Source organism: Georgenia wutianyii, from assembly GCF_006349365.1.
In the GTDB taxonomy this organism is placed as follows: domain Bacteria; phylum Actinomycetota; class Actinomycetes; order Actinomycetales; family Actinomycetaceae; genus Oceanitalea; species Oceanitalea wutianyii.
Window position 1 is genome coordinate 1,121,238 of the sequence record NZ_CP040899.1, and the last position, 20,675, is coordinate 1,141,912.

18 protein-coding genes are annotated in these 20,675 nt (G+C 73.7%); 16 read left to right on the forward strand and 2 right to left on the reverse strand.

Going from position 1 to position 20,675, the window contains the following annotated elements:
• Positions 1–71: 71 nt before the first annotated feature.
• From FE251_RS05015 to FE251_RS05080, 14 genes are all read left to right on the forward strand, one after another.
• Positions 72–1,865, forward strand: a complete 1,794-nt coding sequence (locus tag FE251_RS05015; RefSeq protein ID WP_139948150.1) for a proline--tRNA ligase — start codon at positions 72–74, stop codon at positions 1,863–1,865.
• Complete coding sequence (locus FE251_RS05020; RefSeq protein ID WP_139948151.1) at positions 1,862–2,782, forward strand: DUF4439 domain-containing protein; 921 nt, start codon at positions 1,862–1,864, stop codon at positions 2,780–2,782. Before FE251_RS05015 ends, FE251_RS05020 begins: the two co-directional genes overlap by 4 nt.
• A 67-nt stretch (positions 2,783–2,849) precedes the next feature.
• Positions 2,850–3,335 carry a ribosome maturation factor RimP gene (locus tag FE251_RS05025; protein WP_139073609.1) on the forward strand — a complete coding sequence of 162 codons (486 nt, stop codon included), beginning with the start codon at positions 2,850–2,852 and terminating at the stop codon, positions 3,333–3,335.
• 9 nt (positions 3,336–3,344) lie between these two features.
• Positions 3,345–4,325 (forward strand): transcription termination factor NusA, encoded by a 981-nt coding sequence (gene nusA / locus FE251_RS05030; RefSeq protein WP_139073608.1) that lies wholly within the window; start codon positions 3,345–3,347, stop codon positions 4,323–4,325.
• 108 nt (positions 4,326–4,433) lie between these two features.
• Positions 4,434–4,784, forward strand: a complete 351-nt coding sequence (locus tag FE251_RS05035; protein WP_139073677.1) for a YlxR family protein — start codon at positions 4,434–4,436, stop codon at positions 4,782–4,784.
• Positions 4,785–4,854: 70 nt separating this feature from the next.
• Complete coding sequence (infB, locus tag FE251_RS05040) at positions 4,855–7,737, forward strand: translation initiation factor IF-2 (protein WP_139948152.1); 2,883 nt, start codon at positions 4,855–4,857, stop codon at positions 7,735–7,737.
• 71 nt (positions 7,738–7,808) lie between these two features.
• Complete coding sequence (gene rbfA / locus FE251_RS05045; RefSeq protein ID WP_139073607.1) at positions 7,809–8,264, forward strand: 30S ribosome-binding factor RbfA; 456 nt, start codon at positions 7,809–7,811, stop codon at positions 8,262–8,264.
• Positions 8,265–8,275: 11 nt separating this feature from the next.
• Entirely contained in the window at positions 8,276–9,040 is a 765-nt protein-coding gene (locus tag FE251_RS05050) for a sulfite exporter TauE/SafE family protein (RefSeq protein WP_139948153.1), read from the forward strand.
• Positions 9,041–9,312: 272 nt separating this feature from the next.
• Positions 9,313–10,254, forward strand: a complete 942-nt coding sequence (truB, locus tag FE251_RS05055; RefSeq protein ID WP_407925285.1) for a tRNA pseudouridine(55) synthase TruB — start codon at positions 9,313–9,315, stop codon at positions 10,252–10,254.
• Between the two features lie 280 nt (positions 10,255–10,534).
• Positions 10,535–11,968 (forward strand): NupC/NupG family nucleoside CNT transporter, encoded by a 1,434-nt coding sequence (locus tag FE251_RS05060; protein ID WP_139948154.1) that lies wholly within the window; start codon positions 10,535–10,537, stop codon positions 11,966–11,968.
• Positions 11,969–12,029: 61 nt separating this feature from the next.
• Positions 12,030–12,974, forward strand: a complete 945-nt coding sequence (locus tag FE251_RS05065) for a bifunctional riboflavin kinase/FAD synthetase (protein WP_139948155.1) — start codon at positions 12,030–12,032, stop codon at positions 12,972–12,974.
• Between the two features lie 39 nt (positions 12,975–13,013).
• Positions 13,014–13,337 (forward strand): 30S ribosomal protein S15, encoded by a 324-nt coding sequence (rpsO, locus tag FE251_RS05070; RefSeq protein ID WP_176554793.1) that lies wholly within the window; start codon positions 13,014–13,016, stop codon positions 13,335–13,337.
• A 217-nt stretch (positions 13,338–13,554) separates the two neighbouring features.
• Positions 13,555–15,924, forward strand: coding sequence for a polyribonucleotide nucleotidyltransferase (locus FE251_RS05075; RefSeq protein ID WP_176554792.1), 2,370 nt, complete (start codon positions 13,555–13,557; stop codon positions 15,922–15,924).
• Positions 15,917–17,287 carry a M16 family metallopeptidase gene (locus tag FE251_RS05080; protein WP_139073601.1) on the forward strand — a complete coding sequence of 457 codons (1,371 nt, stop codon included), beginning with the start codon at positions 15,917–15,919 and terminating at the stop codon, positions 17,285–17,287. Before FE251_RS05075 ends, FE251_RS05080 begins: the two co-directional genes overlap by 8 nt.
• Before the next feature lie 21 nt (positions 17,288–17,308).
• Here the strand turns inward: FE251_RS05080 and FE251_RS05085 are convergent, their stop codons facing one another.
• On the reverse strand, positions 17,309–18,244 hold the full coding sequence (locus tag FE251_RS05085) for a nucleoside hydrolase (protein ID WP_139073600.1): 936 nt from the start codon (positions 18,242–18,244) through the stop codon (positions 17,309–17,311).
• A gap of 64 nt (positions 18,245–18,308) precedes the next feature.
• Between FE251_RS05085 and dapB the strand changes: the two genes are divergently transcribed.
• Positions 18,309–19,061, forward strand: a complete 753-nt coding sequence (gene dapB / locus FE251_RS05090; RefSeq protein WP_139948156.1) for a 4-hydroxy-tetrahydrodipicolinate reductase — start codon at positions 18,309–18,311, stop codon at positions 19,059–19,061.
• A gap of 53 nt (positions 19,062–19,114) precedes the next feature.
• Positions 19,115–20,008 (forward strand): serine/threonine-protein kinase, encoded by an 894-nt coding sequence (locus tag FE251_RS05095; protein WP_168202654.1) that lies wholly within the window; start codon positions 19,115–19,117, stop codon positions 20,006–20,008.
• 27 nt (positions 20,009–20,035) lie between these two features.
• Here FE251_RS05095 and FE251_RS05100 read toward each other — a convergent pair whose 3' ends face one another.
• Positions 20,036–20,665: a GNAT family N-acetyltransferase gene (locus FE251_RS05100; RefSeq protein ID WP_139949259.1), complete on the reverse strand. Its 630-nt coding sequence runs from the start codon at positions 20,663–20,665 to the stop codon at positions 20,036–20,038.
• Positions 20,666–20,675 lie beyond the last annotated feature (10 nt).

The window sequence follows — 20,675 nt, forward strand, 5'->3', positions numbered from 1 at the left end:
CACGCCGCGCCGCGCGCCCCCATGCCCGCTCGGGGGACGGTGCGGGCGCGCGGGGCGATACGCTGGCCCGCGTGCTGATGCGGATGTCGACCCTGTTCCTGCGGACCCTTCGTGAAGACCCGGCGGACGCCGAGCTGCCGAGCCACCGGCTGCTCGTGCGCGCCGGCTACATCCGGCGGGCCGCGCCGGGCATCTACACCTGGCTGCCGCTGGGGCTGCGGGTGCTCGGCAAGATCGAGGCGGTCGTCCGCGAGGAGATGACCGCCGCCGGCGCCCAGGAGGTCCACTTCCCGGCGCTGCTGCCGCGCGAGCCCTACGAGGCCACCGGCCGCTGGACCGAGTACGGCCAGGGCCTGTTCCGGCTCAAGGACCGCCGCGGCAACGACTACCTCCTCGCGCCCACCCACGAGGAGATGTTCACCCTCCTGGTCAAGGACCTGTACTCCTCCTACAAGGACCTGCCGCTCACGCTCTTCCAGATCCAGACGAAGTACCGCGACGAGGCCCGGCCCCGCGCCGGCCTGCTCCGTGGCCGCGAGTTCATCATGAAGGACGCCTACTCCTTCGACATCGACGACGCCGGCCTCGAGCGCTCCTACCAGGCCCAGCGCGCCGCCTACGAGCGGATCTTCACCCGCCTGGGCCTGGAGTACGTCATCGTCGCCGCGACGAGCGGCGCCATGGGCGGCTCCCGCTCCGAGGAGTTCCTCTTCCCGACGCCGTCGGGGGAGGACACCTTCGTCCGCTCGCCGGGCGGCTACGCGGCCAACGTCGAGGCCGCCCGGGCCGCCGTGCCCGAGCCGGTCGACGCGACCGATCTCCCGCCGGCCGAGGTCCGCGACACCCCGGACTCCACGAGCATCGACTCCCTCGTCCAGCGTGCCAACGAGCTCTACCCGCGCACCGACCGCCCGTGGACGGCCTCGGACACGCTGAAGAACGTCGTCCTCGCGCTCACCCACCCCGACGGCACCGAGGAGCTCGTCGTCGTCGGCCTGCCCGGTGACCGGGACGTCGACCTCGCCCGCCTCGAGGGCGCCCTCGAGCCCACCCAGGTCACCGCCGCGAGCGACGAGCAGATCGCCGCGCGCCCCGAGCTCGTCAAGGGCTACATCGGCCCGGCCGTCGTCGGCCCGAACGCCGGCGGGGAGGGCGAGGAGCGCACGTCGCTGCGCTACCTGCTCGACCCGCGCGTCGTGCCCGGCACGAGCTGGATCACCGGCGCCGACGAGGAGGGCAAGCACGTCTTCGGGCTGGTCGCCGGCCGGGACTTCACCGCCGACGGCACCATCGAGGCCGCCGAGGTCCGCGCCGGGGACCCGGCGCCGGACGGCTCGGGCCCCCTCGAGCTCGCGCGCGGCATCGAGATCGGCCACGTCTTCGCCCTCGGCCGCAAGTACGCCGAGGCCCTCGACCTCAAGGTGCTCGACGAGAACGGCAAGGCCGTGACCGTGACGATGGGCTCCTACGGGATCGGCGTCAGCCGCGCGCTGGCCGCCGTCGCCGAGGCCACCTGCGACGACCTCGGCCTCTCCTGGCCGATGAACGTCGCGCCGTACCACGTCCACCTCCTCGCCACCGGCAAGGACCCCGAGGTGTTCGCCGAGGCCGAGCGCATCGGGACCGCGCTGTCCGCCCAGGGTGTCGAGGTGCTCCTCGACGACCGGCCGAAGATGTCGGCCGGCGTGAAGTTCGCCGACTCCGAGCTGCTCGGCGTCCCGCTCGTCCTCGTCGTCGGCCGCGGTCTCGCTGACGGGAAGGTCGAGCTGCGGGTGCGCGCCACCGGCGAGCGGCGCGAGCTGCCCGTGGAGCAGGCCGTGGACGTCGTCGCCGACAACGTGCGCGCGGCGCTCGCCCGGACGTGATCTCGCGCCGTCCCCGCACCGCGCTCGCCGCCGCGCTCGTCGCCGTGACGCTCGCCGGGTGCGGGGTACGGCTGGAGACCCCGCCGCCCGAGGTGCCCGTCGCCGACGCCGCCGAGACGGCGCGGCAGGAAGCGGCGCTGGCCGCGGCCGAGCTCGCCGTGCTGGCTGCCGCGGCCGCGACGACGGCGCAGGACCCCGCCGTCGCCGCGGCGCTGACCGCCGTCGCCACCGCCTCCGGTGAGCACGACGCCGCCCTGGGCGGGGTGTGGGAGCCGTGGCCGGGCGCCGGACCCGACGCCACCGAGCCGCCCGGGCCCAGCCCGACGGTCGCCGAGACGGCGCCCGCGGCGACCCCCGAGGACGTCCTCGGGGACCTCACCGTGGCCGCGGACTCCGCGCAGGCGGGCGCCCTCGCCCAGACCGGTGAGCTCGGCGAGCTGCTGGCCTCGGTCGCGATCTCCCGCACCTACCTCGCCGCGGACCTCGCCGCCGCGCTCGGCACCGAGGTCACGACCCTGCCCGCCGCGCCGCTGCCCGTGCCCGAGCCCGGCACCCTCGCCCCCGACACCTCCCGCACGCTGGACGCCGCACGCTACGCCCTCGTCGTCGCCGCGGCCCGCAGCACCGGCGCCGAGCGCGGCGCCGCGGCGGACCGCGCCGACCACCTCGCCGCCGTCGCCGGCGCCGTCGCCCCCGAGGACGACCGGCGCGAGGCCGCCTACGACCTCACCGGCGTCGACGCCGAGGACCCGGCCGCCCTCGCCGCCGCCGCCGAGCTCGACGTCGTGCGCGTCTACGTGATGCTTCTCGCCTCCGCGCAGGAGGGGAGGGCCGAGCTGCTCGCCGCAGCGGTCGACGCCGCAGGTGAGGCACGGTCCTGGGGCGCGGCCCTGCCCGCCCTGCCAGGACTCTCCTGAGCGCGGGACCCCCGCCCGCCCCGGGTAAGGTGTTGTAGTTCCGCAGCCTGACCCATGAGGAGAGCACATGACCCGCCCGTCGGACGTCGCAGCCGAGCTGCGCCGCGTCCTCGACCCGGTCGTCTCCGACGCCGGCCTGTACCTCGAGGACGTCGCCGTGAGCCCGGCCGGACGGCGCAGCGTCGTGCGCGTCGTCGTCGACCTTCCCGACGGGCCCGGCGGTGTGGACTCCGACTCCCTCACCGACGTCTCGCGCAAGGTGTCCGCCGCACTGGACGAGGCCGACGTCGTGCGCGGGGCCTACACCCTCGAGGTGTCCACGCCCGGCATCAGCCGGCCGCTGACCACCGCCCGCCACTTCCGTCGCGCCCAGGGCCGCCTCGTGGTGGCCCGGACCGCCGGGGGAGAGGTGCGCGGCCGGATCGTCGAGGTCGCAGGTGAGGACGTCGTCCTCGACACTGGGAGCCGGCACGTGGTCGCGCTCGCGGACATCACGTCGGCCACCGTGGAGCCCGAGCTCGGGCGACCCACCACGGACGCCGAAGAGGGCTGAGGAGGACACATGGACATCGACATGACTGCGCTGCGCCTCATCGAGAGCGAGCGCGAGATCAGCCTCGACGTGCTGGTCGGCGCGATCGAGGAGGCCCTTCTCCTCGCCTACCAGCGCACCCCCGGGGCCGCCGAGCGCGCCCGCGTGGAGGTCGACCGCAAGTCCGGCCGGGTGGCCGTCATCGCCACCGAGCTCGACGAGGAGGGCAACCCCGTCGGTGAGTACGACGACACGCCCAGCGGCTTCGGTCGCATCGCGACCGCCACCGCCCGCAGCGTCATCGTCCAGCGGCTGCGCGACGCGGAGGACGAGCAGGTCATGGGGAGCCTGCGCGACCGCGCGGGCACCCTCATCGCCGGCGTCGTCCAGCAGGGTCGCGACCCGCGCACCGTGCTCGTCGACATCGGCGAGCTCGAGGCCGTCCTGCCCGCGCACGAGCAGGTCCCGACCGAGACCTACCGGCACGGCGACCGGCTGCGCGCCTACGTCCTGGACGTCAGCCGCGGCCCCAAGGGCCCCTCGGTCACCCTCTCGCGCACCCACCCCAACCTCGTGCGCGAGCTCTTCGCGCTCGAGGTCCCCGAGGTGGCCGACGGCACCGTGGAGATCAGGGCGCTCGCCCGCGAGGCCGGTCATCGCACGAAGATCGCCGTCTCCACGTCCGTGCCCGGGCTCAACGCCAAGGGTGCGTGCATCGGTCCGATGGGCCAGCGCGTGCGCGCCGTCATGAGCGAGCTCGGCGGTGAGAAGATCGACATCGTCGACTACAGCGAGGACCCGGCGACGTTCGTCGCCAGCGCGCTGTCCCCGGCGCGGGTCACGAGTGTCGAGATCGTCGACCTCGAGGAGCGCTCCGCGCGCGTCGTCGTCCCCGACTTCCAGCTCTCCCTCGCCATCGGCAAGGAGGGCCAGAACGCCCGCCTCGCCGCACGTCTCACCGGGTGGCGGATCGACATCCACGCCGACACGGAGGACGAGCAGGAGGGCTGAGGCGCCCCCTGTGAGCAAGCACACCGGACCCCCGGGCGCACGCTCTTGGTGTGCAGCGCGGGGGTTCGGGGGTAGACTGCCGGACGGGCCGGTGCCCTTGATCCCATGATGACGACTCCTACTTCCCCAGCTCCCGCCGGGGGACAGGTACGTACGTGCGTGGGATGTCGGGCCAAGGCCCGACGGGCCGCTCTCGTGCGGGTCGTCCTCGTTCCCCACGCGCACCGCGCGGTGGTGGACGAACGGACGGACGCCCCTGGGCGGGGAGCCTGGTTGCACGCTGACCGGGCCTGTCTTGACCTCGCCGAGCACCGGCGGGCATTTACCCGGGCCCTGCGATCCGCAGGACCGGTGGACCTCACCGCAGTAGCGGAGTGGTTCAGCACAGCCGAGCCAGACCTGGCCCGGCACGAGTCATCGACGAAGAAAGCGGGTTGGAAGCCGATGGGCACCCGATGAGTACCCAGCGATGAGCCCCAAGCAATAACACGGCCCCACCCTGTCCCGGGCGGGCCGAGACAGGAGAAATGTGGCAAAGCTTCGCGTCCACGAGCTCGCCAAGGAGCTCGGCGTCGACAGCAAGACTGTGATGGCCAAGTTGAGCGAGCTCGGAGAGTTCGTCAAGTCGGCCTCCTCGACCGTCGAGGCGCCGGTTGTGCGCCGCCTGCGGGAGGCGATTCCCGCCCCGTCGGAGTCGACGGAGAAGAAGAAGCCGGCTCCCCGTAAGCCGCAGCCGAAGGCGCCCGCGCCGGCCCCGGCGGCAAAGCCTGCCGCTCCGGCCGACGACGCCCCGGCCCCGGCCCCGGCAGCCCCGGCAGCCCCGGCTCCCACCCCGACCCCCGCCGCCCCGAAGCCGGCGCCGGTCGAGGAGAAGAAGGCACCCGAGCCCGCGCCGGCCCCCGCCGCGCCGCAGGCCCCGGCCGCCAAGGCCGAGACCCCTGCGCCTGCAGCGCCTGCCCCGAAGCCGGCGTCCCAGGCCGCCCCGGGCCCCCGGCCCGCGCGTCCCGGCAACAACCCGTTCGCCCCGAGCCAGGGCATGCCCCGCAGCGGCGGCAGCGGTGGCGGCCCCCGTCCCGGTGGCCCGCGCCCCGGTGGCCCGCGTCCCGGCAACAACCCCTTCGCCACGAGCCAGGGCATGCCCCGGCCCGGTGGCAGCGGTGGTCCCCGGCCCGGTGGCCCCCGCCCCGCCGGCGGTGCCCCCGCAGGCGCCCCGCGTCCCGGCGCGCCCCGTCCCGGTGGGACCGGTGGCCCGCGTCCGGCGGCTGCGCCGCGTCCCGGTGGCGCTCGCCCGACCCCCGGCATGATGCCGGGCCGTAGCTCGGTGGGCACCCCCGGTGCACCCGCGCGTGGTGGCGGCCGCGGCCGTCCCGGCGGCGGTGCCCCCGGTGGCGCCGGCGGTCCCGGTGGCGCAGGCCGTCCCGGTGGCGGCGGCGGTTTCGCCGGCCGCGGCGGCGGTGCACGTGGTGGCCGCGGCGGCACCCAGGGCGCGTTCGGTCGTCCCGGCGGCAAGCCGGTCCGCGGGCGCAAGTCCAAGCGGGCGAAGCGCCAGGAGTTCGAGCAGCAGGGCGCCCCGAGCCTCGGCGGCGTCCAGGTCCCCCGCGGTAACGGCACCACCGAGGTGCAGATCCGCGCCGGAGCCAGCCTCGCGGACTTCGCGGACAAGATCGACGCCAACCCCGCGGCGCTCGTCACGGTGCTCTTCCACCTCGGTGAGATGGCCACCGCGACCCAGTCGCTGGACGAGGACACCTTCCAGGCCCTCGGCGCCGAGCTCGGCTACCAGATCAAGATCGTCTCGCCCGAGGACGAGGACCGTGAGCTCCTCGGGGGCTTCGACATCGACCTCGAGGCCGAGGAGGCCGCCGAGACCGACGAGGACCTCGAGGCACGCCCGCCGGTCGTCACCGTCATGGGTCACGTCGACCACGGAAAGACCAAGCTGCTCGACGCGATCCGTCAGACGGACGTCGTCGCAGGCGAGGCCGGTGGCATCACCCAGCACATCGGTGCCTACCAGGTCCACCACGAGCACGAGGGCCACGAGCGCGCGCTCACCTTCATCGACACCCCCGGTCACGAGGCGTTCACCGCCATGCGTGCCCGTGGTGCGGACGTCACCGACATCGCGATCCTCGTGGTCGCGGCGGACGACGGCGTCATGCCCCAGACGGTGGAGGCCCTCAACCACGCGCAGTCGGCCGGCGTGCCGATCGTCGTCGCGGTGAACAAGGTGGACAAGGAGGGGGCCAACCCCGCCAAGATCCGCCAGCAGCTCACCGAGTACAACCTGGTGGCCGAGGAGTACGGCGGCGACACGATGTTCGTCGACGTCTCCGCGCTCAAGCGCATGGGCATCGACGAGCTCCTCGAGGCCGTCCTGCTCACCGCGGACGCCTCCCTCGAGCTGCGCGCCAACCCCGACAAGGACGCCCGAGGCGTCGCCATCGAGGCGAACCTCGACAAGGGCCGCGGCTCCGTCGCGACCGTCCTCGTCCAGTCCGGCACGCTGCACGTCGGCGACGCGATCGTCGCGGGCACCGCCCACGGCCGTGTCCGCGCGATGTTCGACGAGTACGGCGACCCGGTCCAGGAGGCCGGCCCCTCGCGGCCGGTCCAGGTCCTCGGTCTCACCTCGGTGCCCCGCGCCGGCGACAGCTTCCTCGTCGCACCCGACGACCGCACCGCCCGGCAGATCGCCGACAAGCGAGCGGCCGCCGAGCGAGCCGCGACGCTGGCCAAGCGCCGCAAGCGGGTGTCCCTGGAGGACTTCACCGAGGCCCTCAAGCAGGGCCGCGTCGAGACCCTCAACCTCGTCCTCAAGGGCGACGTGTCGGGTGCCGTCGAGGCGCTGGAGGACTCGCTGCTCAAGATCGACGTGGGCGACGAGGTCGACCTGCGCATCATCCACCGCGGCGTCGGTGCGATCACGCAGAACGACGTCAACCTCGCCACGGTCGACAACGCGATCATCATCGGCTTCAACGTGAAGCCCGCCGAGCGGGTCCAGGAGCTGGCGGACCGCGAGGGCGTCGACATCCGGTACTACTCGGTCATCTACCAGGCGATCGACGACGTCGAGCAGGCCCTGCGCGGCATGCTCAAGCCGGAGTACGAGGAGGTCCAGCTGGGCACCGCGGAGGTCCGTCAGGTGTTCCGCTCCTCCAAGGTCGGCAACATCGCCGGTTCGATCGTCCGGTCCGGCACCATCCGCCGGAACACGAAGGCGCGTGTCCTGCGGGACGGCGTCGTCGTGGGGGAGAACGTCAACATCGACTCCCTGCGTCGCGAGAAGGACGACGTCACCGAGGTCCGCGAGGGCTTCGAGTGCGGTATCAGCCTCGGGTCGTTCAACGACATCACCGAGGGTGACGTCATCGAGACGTTCGAGATGCGCGAGAAGCCGCGTAGCTGATTCGCCACACGACGGCGTGGCGCGCACCAGCCGGTGCGCGCCACGCCGCGTCAGCCCACCAGGAGGGAACCATGGCCGACACCCCGCGGATGCGCCGCGTGAGCGACCGCATCCAGCAGATCGTCGCCTCGATGCTCGAGTCCCGGATCAAGGACCCGCGCCTCGGCTTCGTCACCGTGACGGAGGTCCGGGTGACCGGTGACCTCCAGAACGCCACCGTCTACTACACCGTCCTCGGGGACGAGCAGGCGCGGCAGGACACCGCCGCCGCCCTCGCCTCGGCCAAGGGCCTCATCCGCTCCGAGGTGGGCAAGCAGCTCGGTCTGCGGCTCACCCCGACCCTCGCCTTCACGGCGGACGTCATCCCGGAGACCGCGGCCGACCTCGACCGCGTCCTGCGCGAGGCGGCCGAGCGGGACGCCGAGCTGGCCCGCCTCGCGGCCGGCGCCACCCCGGCCGGGGAGGCCGACCCGTACCGCCGCGAGCGGGACGAGGAGCTCACGGCCGACGACCCGGCCGACCGCTGAGCACCCAGCCCGTGAGCATCCCCCGACTGGGCGCCGCCGGCCTCGCCGTCGGCGTCCTGTCGGGGCTGCTCGGCATCGGCGGGGGCGTCGTCCTCGTCCCGGTCCTCGTCTCGCTGTTCGCGATGGCGCAGAAGCGGGCGCAGGCGACCTCACTCGCCGCGATCACCCTCACCGCCCTCGCCGGGGCCCTCAGCTACGGCATCGCCGGGGACGTCGTCATCGTGCCCGCGCTCCTCGTCGTCGCCGGCGGGCTCGTCGGCACGTTCCTCGGCGCCGAGCTGCTCCACCGCTTGTCCGACCGGGCGCTGAAGATCGCCTTCGCCGCCGTCATGGTGGCGGTCGCCGTGCGCATGGCGCTGGCCCCGCCGGTCGAGGGCGCCGGCGAGATCGCCCACCTCGAGCCGGTCGTGCTGCTCGGCTACGTCGGCGCCGGCCTCCTCATGGGCCTGCTGTCCGCCCTCATCGGCATCGGCGGCGGGATCGTCATGGTGCCGCTGCTCGTCCTCGGCTTCGGGTTCACCCCTCAGGAGGCGCAGGGGACCTCGCTCGCCGCCATGGTGCCGATCTCGCTCCTCGGCGCGTGGCGTCACGCCCGCCGCGGGTACACCGACTGGCGATCCGGAGCGGTGCTCGGCCTGGGCGGCGTCGTCGGCGCTCCGCTCGGAACCCTCGTCGCCCAGGCGGCCCCGGGGGAGTGGCTCCAGCGACTCTTCGCCGTCCTCCTCCTCGTCACCGCCGTCCAGCTCGTCCTCAAGGCCCGCCGCACCCCCTCCTGACCGCCCCGGCCCCGGCCCCGGCCCCGGCCCTGCCTCCCTCCCTTACGCGCGAGAGCCGACTTCCGCGCGAGAGCCGACTTCCGCGCGAGAGCCGACTTCCGCGCGAGAGCCGACTTCCGCGCGAGAGCCGACTTCCGCGCGAGAGCCGACTTCCGCGCGAGAGCCGACTTCCGCGCGACAGCGGAGTTCTGGTCGGCAGTGGCGTTCCTCTCCGCCGGCCGCTCGACATGTCCTGGTGCCACGGCCCGTCCGTCGGGCGCTGCTAGCGTCGCGTGGTGACCGAACGCCGCGCACCTTCCGGATCCGCCGACCCCGCCGACGGGATCCTCGTCGTCGACAAGCCCTCGGGCTGGACGAGCCACGACGTCGTCGGACGCGTCCGCCGCCTCGCCGGGACCCGCAAGGTCGGCCACGCCGGCACCCTCGACCCTATGGCCACCGGCGTGCTGGTCCTCGGCGTCGGCCGCGCGACGCGGCTGCTCACCTACCTCGTGGGCGCGGACAAGGAGTACACGGCGACGATCCGGCTCGGGCAGGCGACGATCACCGACGACGCCGAGGGCGACGTCACCACCGCCGTGGGCGCCCCCGACGTCTCCCGGGAGGCCGTCGAGGCCGCTCTCACGGACCTTCGGGGTCCGATCGAGCAGGTGCCGAGCTCGGTGAGCGCGATCAAGGTCGACGGCAAGCGGTCCTACGCGCGGGTGCGTGGCGGGGAGGAGGTCGAGCTCGCCGCCCGGCCGGTCGTCATCCACCGTTTCGACGTCCTCGACAGGCGCACGACGACGGCGCAGGACGGGACGCCCGTCACCGACCTCGACGTCGTCGTCGGCTGCTCGTCCGGAACCTACGTGCGCGCGCTCGCCCGTGACCTCGGCGCCGCGCTCGGCACCGGCGGCCACCTCACCGCGCTGCGCCGCACGCAGGTCGGGCCGTTCGGGCTCGACGGCGCGGCCGACCTGGCCGCGCTCGGCGTCGCGCACGAGGAGGGTGCGCCGGTGCGGCTGCTCTCGCTCACCGAGGCGTGCCGGCTCGCGTTCCCGGTGCGTGACCTCACCGCGGAGGAGACGACGGCGGTCCGGTACGGCAAGCGGCTCGCGCCGAGCGGGTGTCCCGGGACGGTCGCCGTCGCGGCACCGGACGGACACGTCGTCGCGCTCGTCGAGGACCGCGGGGAGCAGGCCCGGCCGGTGCTCGTGCTCGACCCAGCCTGACGCGTCGCCCTCCAGGACTCCCAGGGCGGAGTCTGCCGCCGCGCGGAACTCGGCTGTCGCGACGAACTCCGCCGCCGCGCGGAACTCGGCTGTCGCGCGGAACTCGGCTGTCGCGCACAAGTCGGCTGTCGTGCGGAACTCGGCTGTCGCGGGGGAGGGGGCGAGGAGGGCGGGTGACGCTCTCTCACGGGCGGAGCGGCGGGGTGTGTGCGAGGGTGAGTGCGCTCGTGCACGAGAGAGGGGGGAAGCCGTGCTCCAGGTGCTGTGGGGACTCGGTGGAATGGTGCTCGTCCTGGCGATCGCCTGGCTGCTGTCGGTCGACCGACGCCGGATCAACTACCGGACGATCACGCTCGCGCTGCTCATCCAGATCACCTTCGGCTTCCTCGTGCTCTACGTGCCCGCCGGCAGGTGGGTGCTGGAGGAGTTCACCACCGCGGTCCAGGCCGTCATCAACTCCTCCTCGTCCGGCATCGACTTCCTCTTCGGGCCGATCCTGCCCGACGAAGGCTCGGTCTTCGCCTTCCAGGTGCTTCCGGTCATCGTCTTCTTCGCCTCGCTCACCGCCGTCCTCTACTACATCGGTGCGCTGCAGCTCGTCACGCGGTGGATCGGGGGCGGCCTGGCGAAGGTCCTCGGCACCACCGGCCCGGAGTCGATGAATGCCGCGGCGAACATCTTCGTCGGTCAGACCGAGGCGCCCCTCGTCATCCGTCCCTACATCAAGCACATGACGCCGTCGGAGGTCTTCGCCGTCATGGCCGGCGGGCTGACGACGGTCGCCGGCTCGGTGCTCGTCGGCTACTCGCTGCTCGGGGCGAACCTCGAGTACCTCATCGCGGCGAGCTTCATGGCAGCCCCCGCCGGGCTGCTCATGGCGAAGATGCTCGTGCCCGCGGGCGCGCTGTCCGACATCGGGCCCAACGCGGTGCCCACGGACGGGGCGACGACGACGGCGCGAACGCCCGTCGTGCAGGCGCCCGACACGGTGAGCGGCGCCGACACCCCGGAGGTCCCCCGCAAGGCGGGCGGCCGGAAGGAGGACCGCAGCTTCGCCGACCGGGCGAGGGCCGCCTTCCAGCGCGGCGCGCGGCGCGGGGCCACGGTGGAGGGTCGCGACGAGCTCGTGCGCCGGGTCCGCGCGGCCGACGAGCCGGCCGACGCCGACACCGACGACGACACCGCCGACGACGACGAGCCCGTCAACGTCATCGACGCCGCCTCCCGTGGCGCGTCCGACGGCCTCGGGCTGGCGCTCAACGTCGGCGCCATGCTCCTCGCGTTCATCTCCCTCGTCGCGCTGCTCAACATCATCTTCGGCGCCATCGGCTCGCTCTTCGGGGTCGACGACCTCTCCGTCCAGCAGATCCTCGGCTACGTGTTCGCCCCGGTGATGACGGCGGTCGGCGTGCCGATCAACGAGGCCGTCGACGCCGGCAGCTTCCTCGGCCAGAAGGTCGTCCTCAACGAGTTCGTCGCCTTCTCCGACTTCGCGCCCCGCGCGGAGGAGTTCAGCGCGAAGTCCCAGGCGATCATCACCTTCGCGCTCACCGGCTTCGCCAACCTCGGCTCCCTCGCGATCCTCCTCGGCGGCCTCGGCGGCATCGCCCCGACCCAGCGGGGCGTCATCGCCACCCTCGGTCTGCGGGCCGTGCTGGCCGGCACCCTGGGCAACCTCATGTCGGCCGCGATCGCCGGAATTCTCATCGGCTGACCCGGGGTAGTCTCGGCAGCGGCCGTGGAGAGCGGCCGTCGTGAGGAGAAGGAGCCCCAGGGTGCAGGTGTGGCACGGCATCGAGCAGATCCCCGCCGACCTGACCGGCAGCGTCGTGACCATCGGGAACTTCGACGGCGTCCACCGTGGTCACCGCGCCGTCCTCGAGACGACGATCTCCCACGCCCGGGCGCGCCGACTGCCGGCCGTCGCGCTGACCTTCGACCCGCACCCGGCGCAGGTCCACCGGCCCGAGGCCGCCCCCTCCCTCCTCACCGGGCTCACCGACCGGCTCGTGCTGCTCGCCGATGCCGGGATCGACGTCACGCTCGTCGTGCCCTACACCCTCGACTTCGCCCGGGCCACGCCCGAGGAGTTCGTGCGCACCTACCTCCTCGGCGCCCTCCACGCCCAGGCGGTCGTCGTCGGGCACGACACGCGCTTCGGGCGGGACAACTCCGGTGACCAGCACACCATGTCGGCCCTCGGGCGGGAGCACGGGTTCGACGTCGAGGTCGTGCACGACGTCGGCGAGGACCGGCGGTGGTCCTCGAGCTGGGCCCGCCAGCTCGTCGAGTCGGGGGACGTCGCCGCCGCGGCCACCGTCCTGGGACGCCCGCACCGCATGCGTGGCGTCGTCGTGCGCGGGTACGCGCGCGGTCGCGAGCTCGGCTACCCGACGGCGAACCTCGCCGCCGACTCGGTCGGCACCATCCCGGCCGACGGCGTGTACGCCGGCTGGCTGCGCCGTCACGGCGGGACGGGGGAGCGGCTGCCCGCCGCGATCTCCATCGGCACCAACCCGACGTTCGGGGACCCGGTCCGCACCGTCGAGGCGCACGTCATCGGCCGCGACGACCTCGAGCTGTACGACGAGGAGGTCGTCGTGGAGTTCGTCACCCGGCTGCGCCCGACACTGCGCTTCGACGGCGTCGAGCCGCTGATCGCCCAGATGGGCCACGACGTGCAGGACGCCCTCGCCGTGCTGCGCGCGTCCGGGGTCTGATACGATCGACGCTGCCGTCAGATCGGCCGCGGATGCGTCATGCCCGGGTGGACATGCCCCGGTGCTCCGCGCAACGAACCCCAAGGAGAACCTGTGCCCCTCGCTGCAGACGTCAAGCAGTCCATCATCGCCGAGTACGCCACCCACGAGGGTGACACCGGTTCGCCGGAGGTCCAGGTCGCGCTGCTCACCCGGCGGATCAACGACCTCACCGAGCACCTGAAGTTCCACAAGCACGACCACCACAGCCGTCGTGGTCTGCTGCTCCTGGTCGGTCAGCGCCGTAACCTCCTCGGTTACCTGCAGAAGATCGACATCGCGCGCTACCGCAGCCTCATCGAGCGCCTCGGACTGCGTCGCTAGGACCCGCGCCGGCTCGGACCCCGACGGGGTCCGAGCCGGCCTTGCATGTCCGCCGGTGACGGGCGGGCACAAACTGAACAGAAACACCCACTCCCGCGCCGGTGTCATGCGCCGGTCCTCGGTAGTGGCCCCCGGAAGGTCGGCACCGCCGACGGTCCGTGGGCCTCGATCGAAGGCCGCCAGGCCCGCGCGGGGACGATCAAGAAGGAGGGCACCCGTGGAGGGACCCGAAATCACGTCCGCTGAAGCCGTCATCGACAACGGCAGCTTCGGCACCCGCACCATCCGCTTCGAGACCGGTCGCCTGGCCCGCCAGGCCGCCGGCTCCGCCGTCGCGTACCTCGACGAGGACACGATGATCCTCTCGGCGACGACGTACGGGAAGAACCCGAAGGACCACTTCGACTTCTTCCCGCTGACCGTCGACGTCGAGGAGCGCCAGTACGCCGCCGGCAAGATCCCCGGCTCGTTCTTCCGCCGCGAGGGCCGTCCCTCGACCGAGGCGATCCTCGCCTGCCGGCTCATCGACCGCCCGCTGCGCCCCTCGTTCGTCAAGGGCCTGCGCAACGAGGTCCAGGTCGTCGAGACCGTCCTCGCGATCCACCCGGACGACAGCTACGACGTCCTGGCGATCAACGCCGCGTCGCTGTCCACCCAGATCTCCGGCCTGCCCTTCTCGGGGCCGATCGGCGGCACCCGGATCGCGCTCATCAACGACCAGTGGGTCGCCTTCCCGCGCTACTCCGAGCTCGAGCGGGCCGTCTTCTCGATGGTCGTCGCCGGACGCGTCGTCACCGACGCCGAGGGCAACGAGGACGTCGCGGTGATGATGGTCGAGGCCGAGGCCACCGACAACGCCTGGACGCTCATCCAGGACGGCGCCACCGCGCCGACCGAGGAGATCGTGGCCCAGGGCCTCGAGGCCTCCAAGCCGTTCATCCTCGCGCTGTGCAAGGCCCAGGCCGAGCTCGCCGAGAAGGCCGCCAAGCCGGTCACCGAGCTGCCCCGCTTCCTCGACTACACGACCGAGGAGTACGAGGCCGTCGTCGGTCACGCCGCCGCCGACCTCGCCGAGGCGATCGCCATCGCCGGCAAGCAGGAGCGCGAGGAGCGCCTCGACGAGGTCAAGAAGGCCACCCTCGAGGCCCTCTCCGAGCAGTTCCCGGAGTCGGAGAAGAACCTCTCCGCCGCCTTCCGCGCCGCGACCAAGCACTTCGTGCGCCAGCGGGTGCTCAAGGACGGCGTGCGCATGGACGGTCGCGGGCTGCGCGACATCCGCACCCTGTCCGCGGAGGTCGACGTCCTCCCGCGCGTGCACGGCTCGGCACTCTTCGAGCGCGGCGAGACCCAGATCATGGGTGTGACGACGCTCAACATGCTCCGCATGGAGCAGCAGCTCGACACGCTCTCCCCGCAGACGCGCAAGCGTTACATGCACAACTACAACTTCCCGCCGTACTCCACCGGTGAGACCGGCCGCGTGGGCTCGCCCAAGCGCCGCGAGATCGGCCACGGCGCCCTGGCGGAGCGGGCCCTCATGCCCGTCCTGCCGACCCGCGAGGAGTTCCCCTACGCGATCCGTCAGGTCTCCGAGGCCCTCGGGTCCAACGGCTCGACCTCGATGGGCTCGGTCTGCGCCTCGACCCTGTCGCTGCTCAACGCCGGTGTGCCGCTGCGCGCCCCGGTCGCCGGCATCGCCATGGGCCTCATGAGCGACGAGGTGGAGGGTGAGACCCGCTACGCGGCGCTCACCGACATCCTCGGCGCCGAGGACGCGTTCGGCGACATGGACTTCAAGGTCGCCGGCACCCGCGAGTTCGTCACGGCGATCCAGCTCGACACCAAGCTGCTGGGCATCCCGGCCTCGGTGCTCGCCGCCGCGCTGAACCAGGCGCGCGACGCCCGCCTGCACATCCTGGACGTCATGACCGAGGTCATCGACGCACCCGACGAGATGGCCGCCACCGCCCCGCGCGTCATCACCGTCAAGGTCCCGGTCGACAAGATCGGTGAGGTCATCGGCCCGAAGGGCAAGATGATCAACCAGATCCAGGAGGACACCGGCGCGGACATCTCGATCGAGGACGACGGCACCGTCTACATCGGCGCGACCGACGGCCCCTCGGCCGAGGCGGCCCGCCAGGCCGTCAACGCGATCGCCAACCCGCAGATGCCCGAGGTGGGCGAGCGCTTCGTCGGGACCGTCGTCAAGACGACGTCCTTCGGCGCCTTCGTCTCCCTGTCCCCGGGCAAGGACGGTCTGCTCCACATCTCCCAGATCCGCCGCCTCGTCGGTGGCAAGCGCGTGGAGAACGTCGAGGACGTCCTGTCCGTGGGCCAGCAGGTCCAGGTCGAGCTCGCCGAGGTCGACCCGCGCGGCAAGCTCTCCCTCCACGCCGTCGTCGACGACGAGGAGACCGGTGACGCCGAGGCCGCCGAGGCCACCGACGCCGGGACCGAGGACGCCGCCGAGGAGCAGCGTGACGAGCGTCCCCGCCGCGAGGGTGGCAGCAGCCGCCGCGAGGGCGGTCAGCGTCGCGAGCGTCGCAACCGCATCCGGGAGGACGGCGACACCGCCGGTGCCTGAAGCACTTCCGCTCGGCCCGGCCGGTGAGCCGGGCACCGAGCTCCACGTCGAGCAGGACGGCAGCGTCATCCGACGCTCCGTCCTGCCCGGCGGGATCCGGGTGCTCAGCGAGGCCATCCCCGCGCAGCGCTCGGCTGCCGTGGGCGCGTGGGTGGCCGTCGGTTCTCGTGACGAGACCGACGGCCACCACGGCTCGACCCACTTCCTCGAGCACCTGCTCTTCAAGGGCACCGCGCGACGCGACGCGATGGACATCGCGGTCGCGTTCGACGCCGTCGGTGGCGAGGCGAACGCCGCCACCGGCAAGGAGCACACCTGCTACTACGCACGGGTGCTCGACGCCGACCTGCCCATGGCGGTCGACGTCATCACCGACATGGTGACCTCCGCCCTGCTCGACGCGGAGGACTTCGAGACCGAGCGGGGCGTCATCCTCGAGGAGCTGGCGATGGCGGGGGACGACCCCGTCGACGTCGTCCACGAGCAGTTCGCCACCGCGGTCCTGGGCCCGCACCCGCTCGGCCGTCCGATCGGCGGGACCCCGGCGACGATCCGCGAGGTTCCGCGCGAGGCCGTCCTCGAGCACTACCGGCGCACCTACGTGCCGCGCGAGCTGGTCGTCACCGCCGCCGGCGCCGTGGACCACGAGACGCTGTGCCGCCAGGTGCTGCAGGCGGTCGAGGCCGGCGGCTGGCGGCTCGACCCCGCCGAGGCGCCCGTCGCCCGGCGCACGGCCGGCAGCGACGCGCTGCCCACCGAGGGCAGCGCCCTCACCGTGCGGCGCACGACCGAGCAGGCCAACGTCATCCTCGGCTGCCAGGGGCTGCCCGCCCGCGACGAGCGGCGGTGGGCGCTGTCGGTGCTCATGACCGCGCTCGGCGGTGGCATGAGCTCGCGCCTGTTCCAGGAGGTCCGCGAGCGTCGCGGCCTCGCCTACTCCACCTACGCCTTCGCCTCCTCCTACGCGGAGGCCGGGCTCGTCGGCCTCTACGCGGGCTGCGCGCCGGAGAACACGACCGAGGTCGTCACCCTCCTCGGCGCCGAGCTCGACAAGATCGCGCGTGAGCCGCTCGGTGCGGAGGAGCTCGAGCGCGCTGTCGGCCAGCTGTGCGGCAACCTCGTCCTCGGCCTGGAGGACACCGGCTCGCGCATGTCGCGCCTGGGCCGCGCGGAGATCGTCCACGGCGAGCTCACGACGATCGCGGAGAGCCTCGAGCTCATCCGCGCGGTCACCGCCGAGCAGGTCCAGGAGCTCGCGGCCGAGCTCGCCGCCCGGCCGCGCTCGCTCGTCGTCGTCGGGCCCTTCGAGGACGACGTCGCGGGCCCGCTGCTCGCCTCCCTCGCGCCGGTCCCGGCCCCCTGACCCGGGGGCCGGCCGGCCGGCTCAGCCGCCGAGGCGCTCGATGGCGGCCACCGTCATGTCCCACAGCCGGTCGCGGTCGAGGGACACGGCCACGCGCGTGTTCACCGGGCGGCCGAGGAGCCCCTCGAAGTCGGTGACGGTCATGCCGGTGGTCCACGTGCCGGTGAGCTCGACGGTGACGAAGGCGTCGCGGTAGGTCATGACGTCCGGGTCGAGCACGGCGGCGACGGCGCACAGGTCGTGGACGGCGGGCGCGGGGAACCCGCGGCGCGCGTACGACTGCGTGAAGAACTCCATGAGCTCCTCGACGAACCCTGCCAGCGGCGTCCCGAGGGCACGGACCCGGCTGCGGAAGGCGTCGTCGGCCAGCGCCTGGTGGGTGAGGTCCAGGCCGACCATCGTCACCGGCCACGGCGCGGCGAAGACGGCCGCCGCGGCCTCCGGGTCGGCGATGATGTTGAACTCCGCGGCGGGCGTGCGGTTGCCGCGGGTGTAGGCCCCGCCCATGAGGGTGACGCCGCGGACGCGCTCGGCCAGCCGCGGCTCGAGCGCGAGGGCCAGGGCGATGTTCGTCAGCGGCCCGGTGGGGACGAGGTCCACGGTCCCGGGCTCGCGGTCCATGACCGTGCGGACGATGAGCTCAGCCGCGCCGCGCGGGTCCAGGGGCACGGTGGGCTCGGGCAGGTCGGGCCCGTCCAGGCCGCTGTCGCCGTGGTACTCCGGGGCGATGATCGCCTCACGGACGAGCGGGCGGGACGCGCCCTGGGCGACGGTGACGCCCTCGACCCCTGCGACCGTGCACACGGCGCGCGCGTTGCGGGTGACCTTCTCGACCGTCTGGTTGCCCGCCACCGTCGTGATCGCGAGGAGCTCGGCGCGGGGGTCGCCCGCGGCGAGCAGGATGGCGAGGGCATCGTCGTGGCCGGGGTCGCAGTCGAGGATGATGCTGCGGGTCATGGGTCTCCTCCCGAGGGTCGAGCGCGAGCATAGTGCGCGCTCCTGGAGCCGTATGCTCGCCGTCATGACCGAACGCGTGAGGGTGGCGGTGCTCGGCGCCGGCGGACGCATGGGAGCCACGGTGTGCCGGGCCGTCGAGGAGGCGCCCGACCTCGAGCTGGTCGCGCGTCTCGGGCAGGACGACGACGTCGCCGCGCTCGCCGGCCGGGCGGACGTCGCCGTCGACTTCACCGTCCCGTCCGTCACCGAGGCCAACGTCCACGCCCTCCTCGACGCCGGCGTGCACGCCGTCGTCGGCACGACCGGCTGGGACGCCGACGCGCTGGAGCGGGTGGCCGACCACGCCGCCCGGGTCGAGGGCCTCGGTGTCCTCGTCGCCCCGAACTTCGCGCTCTCCGCCGTCCTCGCGATGGAGCTCGCCGCCCGCGCCGCCCGCTGGTTCGAGTCCGTCGAGGTCGTCGAGCTGCACCACCCGGACAAGGTCGACGCGCCGTCGGGGACTGCCGTCGCCACCGCCCGGCACATCGCCGCGGCACGCCGTGAGGCGGGGCTCGGTCCGGCCCCCGACGCGACGCAGACCCAGCTCGACGGCGCCCGCGGGGCCGTCGTCGACGGCGTGCACGTCCATGCCGTGCGGCTGCGCGGGCTGGTCGCCCACGAGGAGATCCTCCTCGGCAACCCGGGGGAGCAGCTGACCATCCGCACCGACTCCTTCGACCGGGTGAGCTTCATGCCCGGGGTGCTCCTCGCGGTGCGCAACGTCGCCCGGCGGCCGGGCCTGACGGTCGGCCTCGAGCACCTCCTCGACCTCGCCTGAGGAACGCCTCCCACGGGAGGCGCCCGGGCGGGGCGCGGACGAGAATGGTCGGTGTGAGTCGTCTCGCGGACAGGTACCAGCTGCACCGCGTCGTCGGACGCGGCGGGATGGGGACCGTCTGGGCCGCCCGTGACGTGAGGTCCGGGCGCGAGGTCGCCGTCAAGACGGTCACCGACCGGGGCGGGGAGGCGGGGCGGCTGCGCCGCGAGGCACGGCTCGCCGCGTCGGTCACCCACCCGGGTGTCGTCGCCGTCCACGACGCCGGGCACGACGGGGCCACCGGCTACCTCGTCATGGACCTCCTCACCGGGCCGGACCTCGGCGCCGTGCTCGACCAGGGGCCGATGGCGCCCGTCGAGGCCGTGCGCGTGACCGCGCGGCTGGCCGACGCCCTCGCCGCCGTCCACGGTGCCGGCGTCGTCCACGGCGACGTCAAGCCCGCGAACGTCGTCCTCGACGCCGGGGACGGCGTCGTCCTCATCGACTTCGGTGCCGCGCTGTCGACCGACGACGACGCCGGGCCGGTGACCTTCGGGACCGCGACCTACATGGCCCCCGAGCAGGTGACCTCGGCGCCGGCGACCGCCGCGAGCGACGTCTACGCCCTCGGCTGCCTGCTGACGACGGCCCTCGCGGGGCGCCCGCCGTTCGTCGCGGGCTCGCCGACCGACGTGCTCCACCGGCAGGTGAGGGCCGCGGCGCCGCGGCTGCGTGAGCTCGTGCCCGGCGTCCCGGCCGCGCTGGACGACCTCGTCGCGTCGATGCTCGAGAAGGACCCGGCGGCGCGCTGCACGTCGGCGCAGGCCCACGCGGCCCTCTCCGCCCTGCGGGAGGACGACCCGCTGCCGGCGAGTCTCGGGCGCCGCGAGGAGGCCCCGGTCACCCGGCTGGACGCGGAGGCCACCCGCCCGATCCTCGAGGTGCTCGACCTGCCTGCCGCGGCCTAGGCCTCCGGCCGGGTCGGGCCGGCGGGGTCAGACCTGGGCGAACCAGCAGCTCTCGACGACGTCGACGGCGCCCGTGCCCAGCGCCCGGCGCGGCCCGGCCGGGGCGAACCCGGCGGAGCCGAGGAAGCGGGTGCGCGCCTCGTCCTCCTGACCGGACCACGTGACGAGGCAGGTGCCGCCGGAGTCGCGCACGAGGTCCGCGCACGCGGCGAGCAGTCGCGAGCCGTGGCCCTCGCGGGTGTGGCCGGCCCGGACCTCGAGGGCGATCACCTCGACCGGGTCGGTGCCGGCGGACTCGGGCAGGGAGACGTCCCCGGCGGGGGCGTAGGCGAGGAACCCGACGACCTCACCGCCCGCGAGCGCGGTGAGCACGCGGTGGCGCGGTGAGGGCGGGTCGGTGATCGCCGCGCCCCACTGGGCGGTGACGGCCGCGGTGTCGACCGTGGCGAGGAGGTCCTCGTCCACCAGGCCGCGCGCCCGCCACGCGGCGAGCTGCAGCGCGGTGATGAGCGGGGCGTCCTCCGGGACGGCCGGACGCACCGACAGGTCGGCGGTCGGCCCGTGGTCGTGCCCGGCGTGGGGGTCCTCCTCCTCGGGCAGGTTGCCCGCCGCCAGGGCTCCGAGCAGGTCGTCCTCGTCGTGCGGTCCGCTGTCCATCCTCACCCGG

What these genes read in the sequence shown, in the direction of transcription:
- FE251_RS05025 (WP_139073609.1), top strand. Translation starts at nt 2,850, where the DNA reads ATGACCCGCCCGTCGGACGTCGCAGCCGAGCTGCGCCGCGTCCTCGAC.
- nusA (WP_139073608.1), top strand. Translation starts at nt 3,345, where the DNA reads ATGGACATCGACATGACTGCGCTGCGCCTCATCGAGAGCGAGCGCGAG.
- FE251_RS05035 (WP_139073677.1), top strand. Translation starts at nt 4,434, where the DNA reads ATGACGACTCCTACTTCCCCAGCTCCCGCCGGGGGACAGGTACGTACG.
- rbfA (WP_139073607.1), top strand. Translation starts at nt 7,809, where the DNA reads ATGGCCGACACCCCGCGGATGCGCCGCGTGAGCGACCGCATCCAGCAG.
- FE251_RS05060 (WP_139948154.1), top strand. Translation starts at nt 10,535, where the DNA reads ATGGTGCTCGTCCTGGCGATCGCCTGGCTGCTGTCGGTCGACCGACGC.
- rpsO (WP_176554793.1), top strand. Translation starts at nt 13,014, where the DNA reads ATGCCCGGGTGGACATGCCCCGGTGCTCCGCGCAACGAACCCCAAGGA.
- FE251_RS05085 (WP_139073600.1), bottom strand. Translation starts at nt 18,244, where the DNA reads ATGACCCGCAGCATCATCCTCGACTGCGACCCCGGCCACGACGATGCC.
- dapB (WP_139948156.1), top strand. Translation starts at nt 18,309, where the DNA reads ATGACCGAACGCGTGAGGGTGGCGGTGCTCGGCGCCGGCGGACGCATG.
- FE251_RS05100 (WP_139949259.1), bottom strand. Translation starts at nt 20,665, where the DNA reads ATGGACAGCGGACCGCACGACGAGGACGACCTGCTCGGAGCCCTGGCG.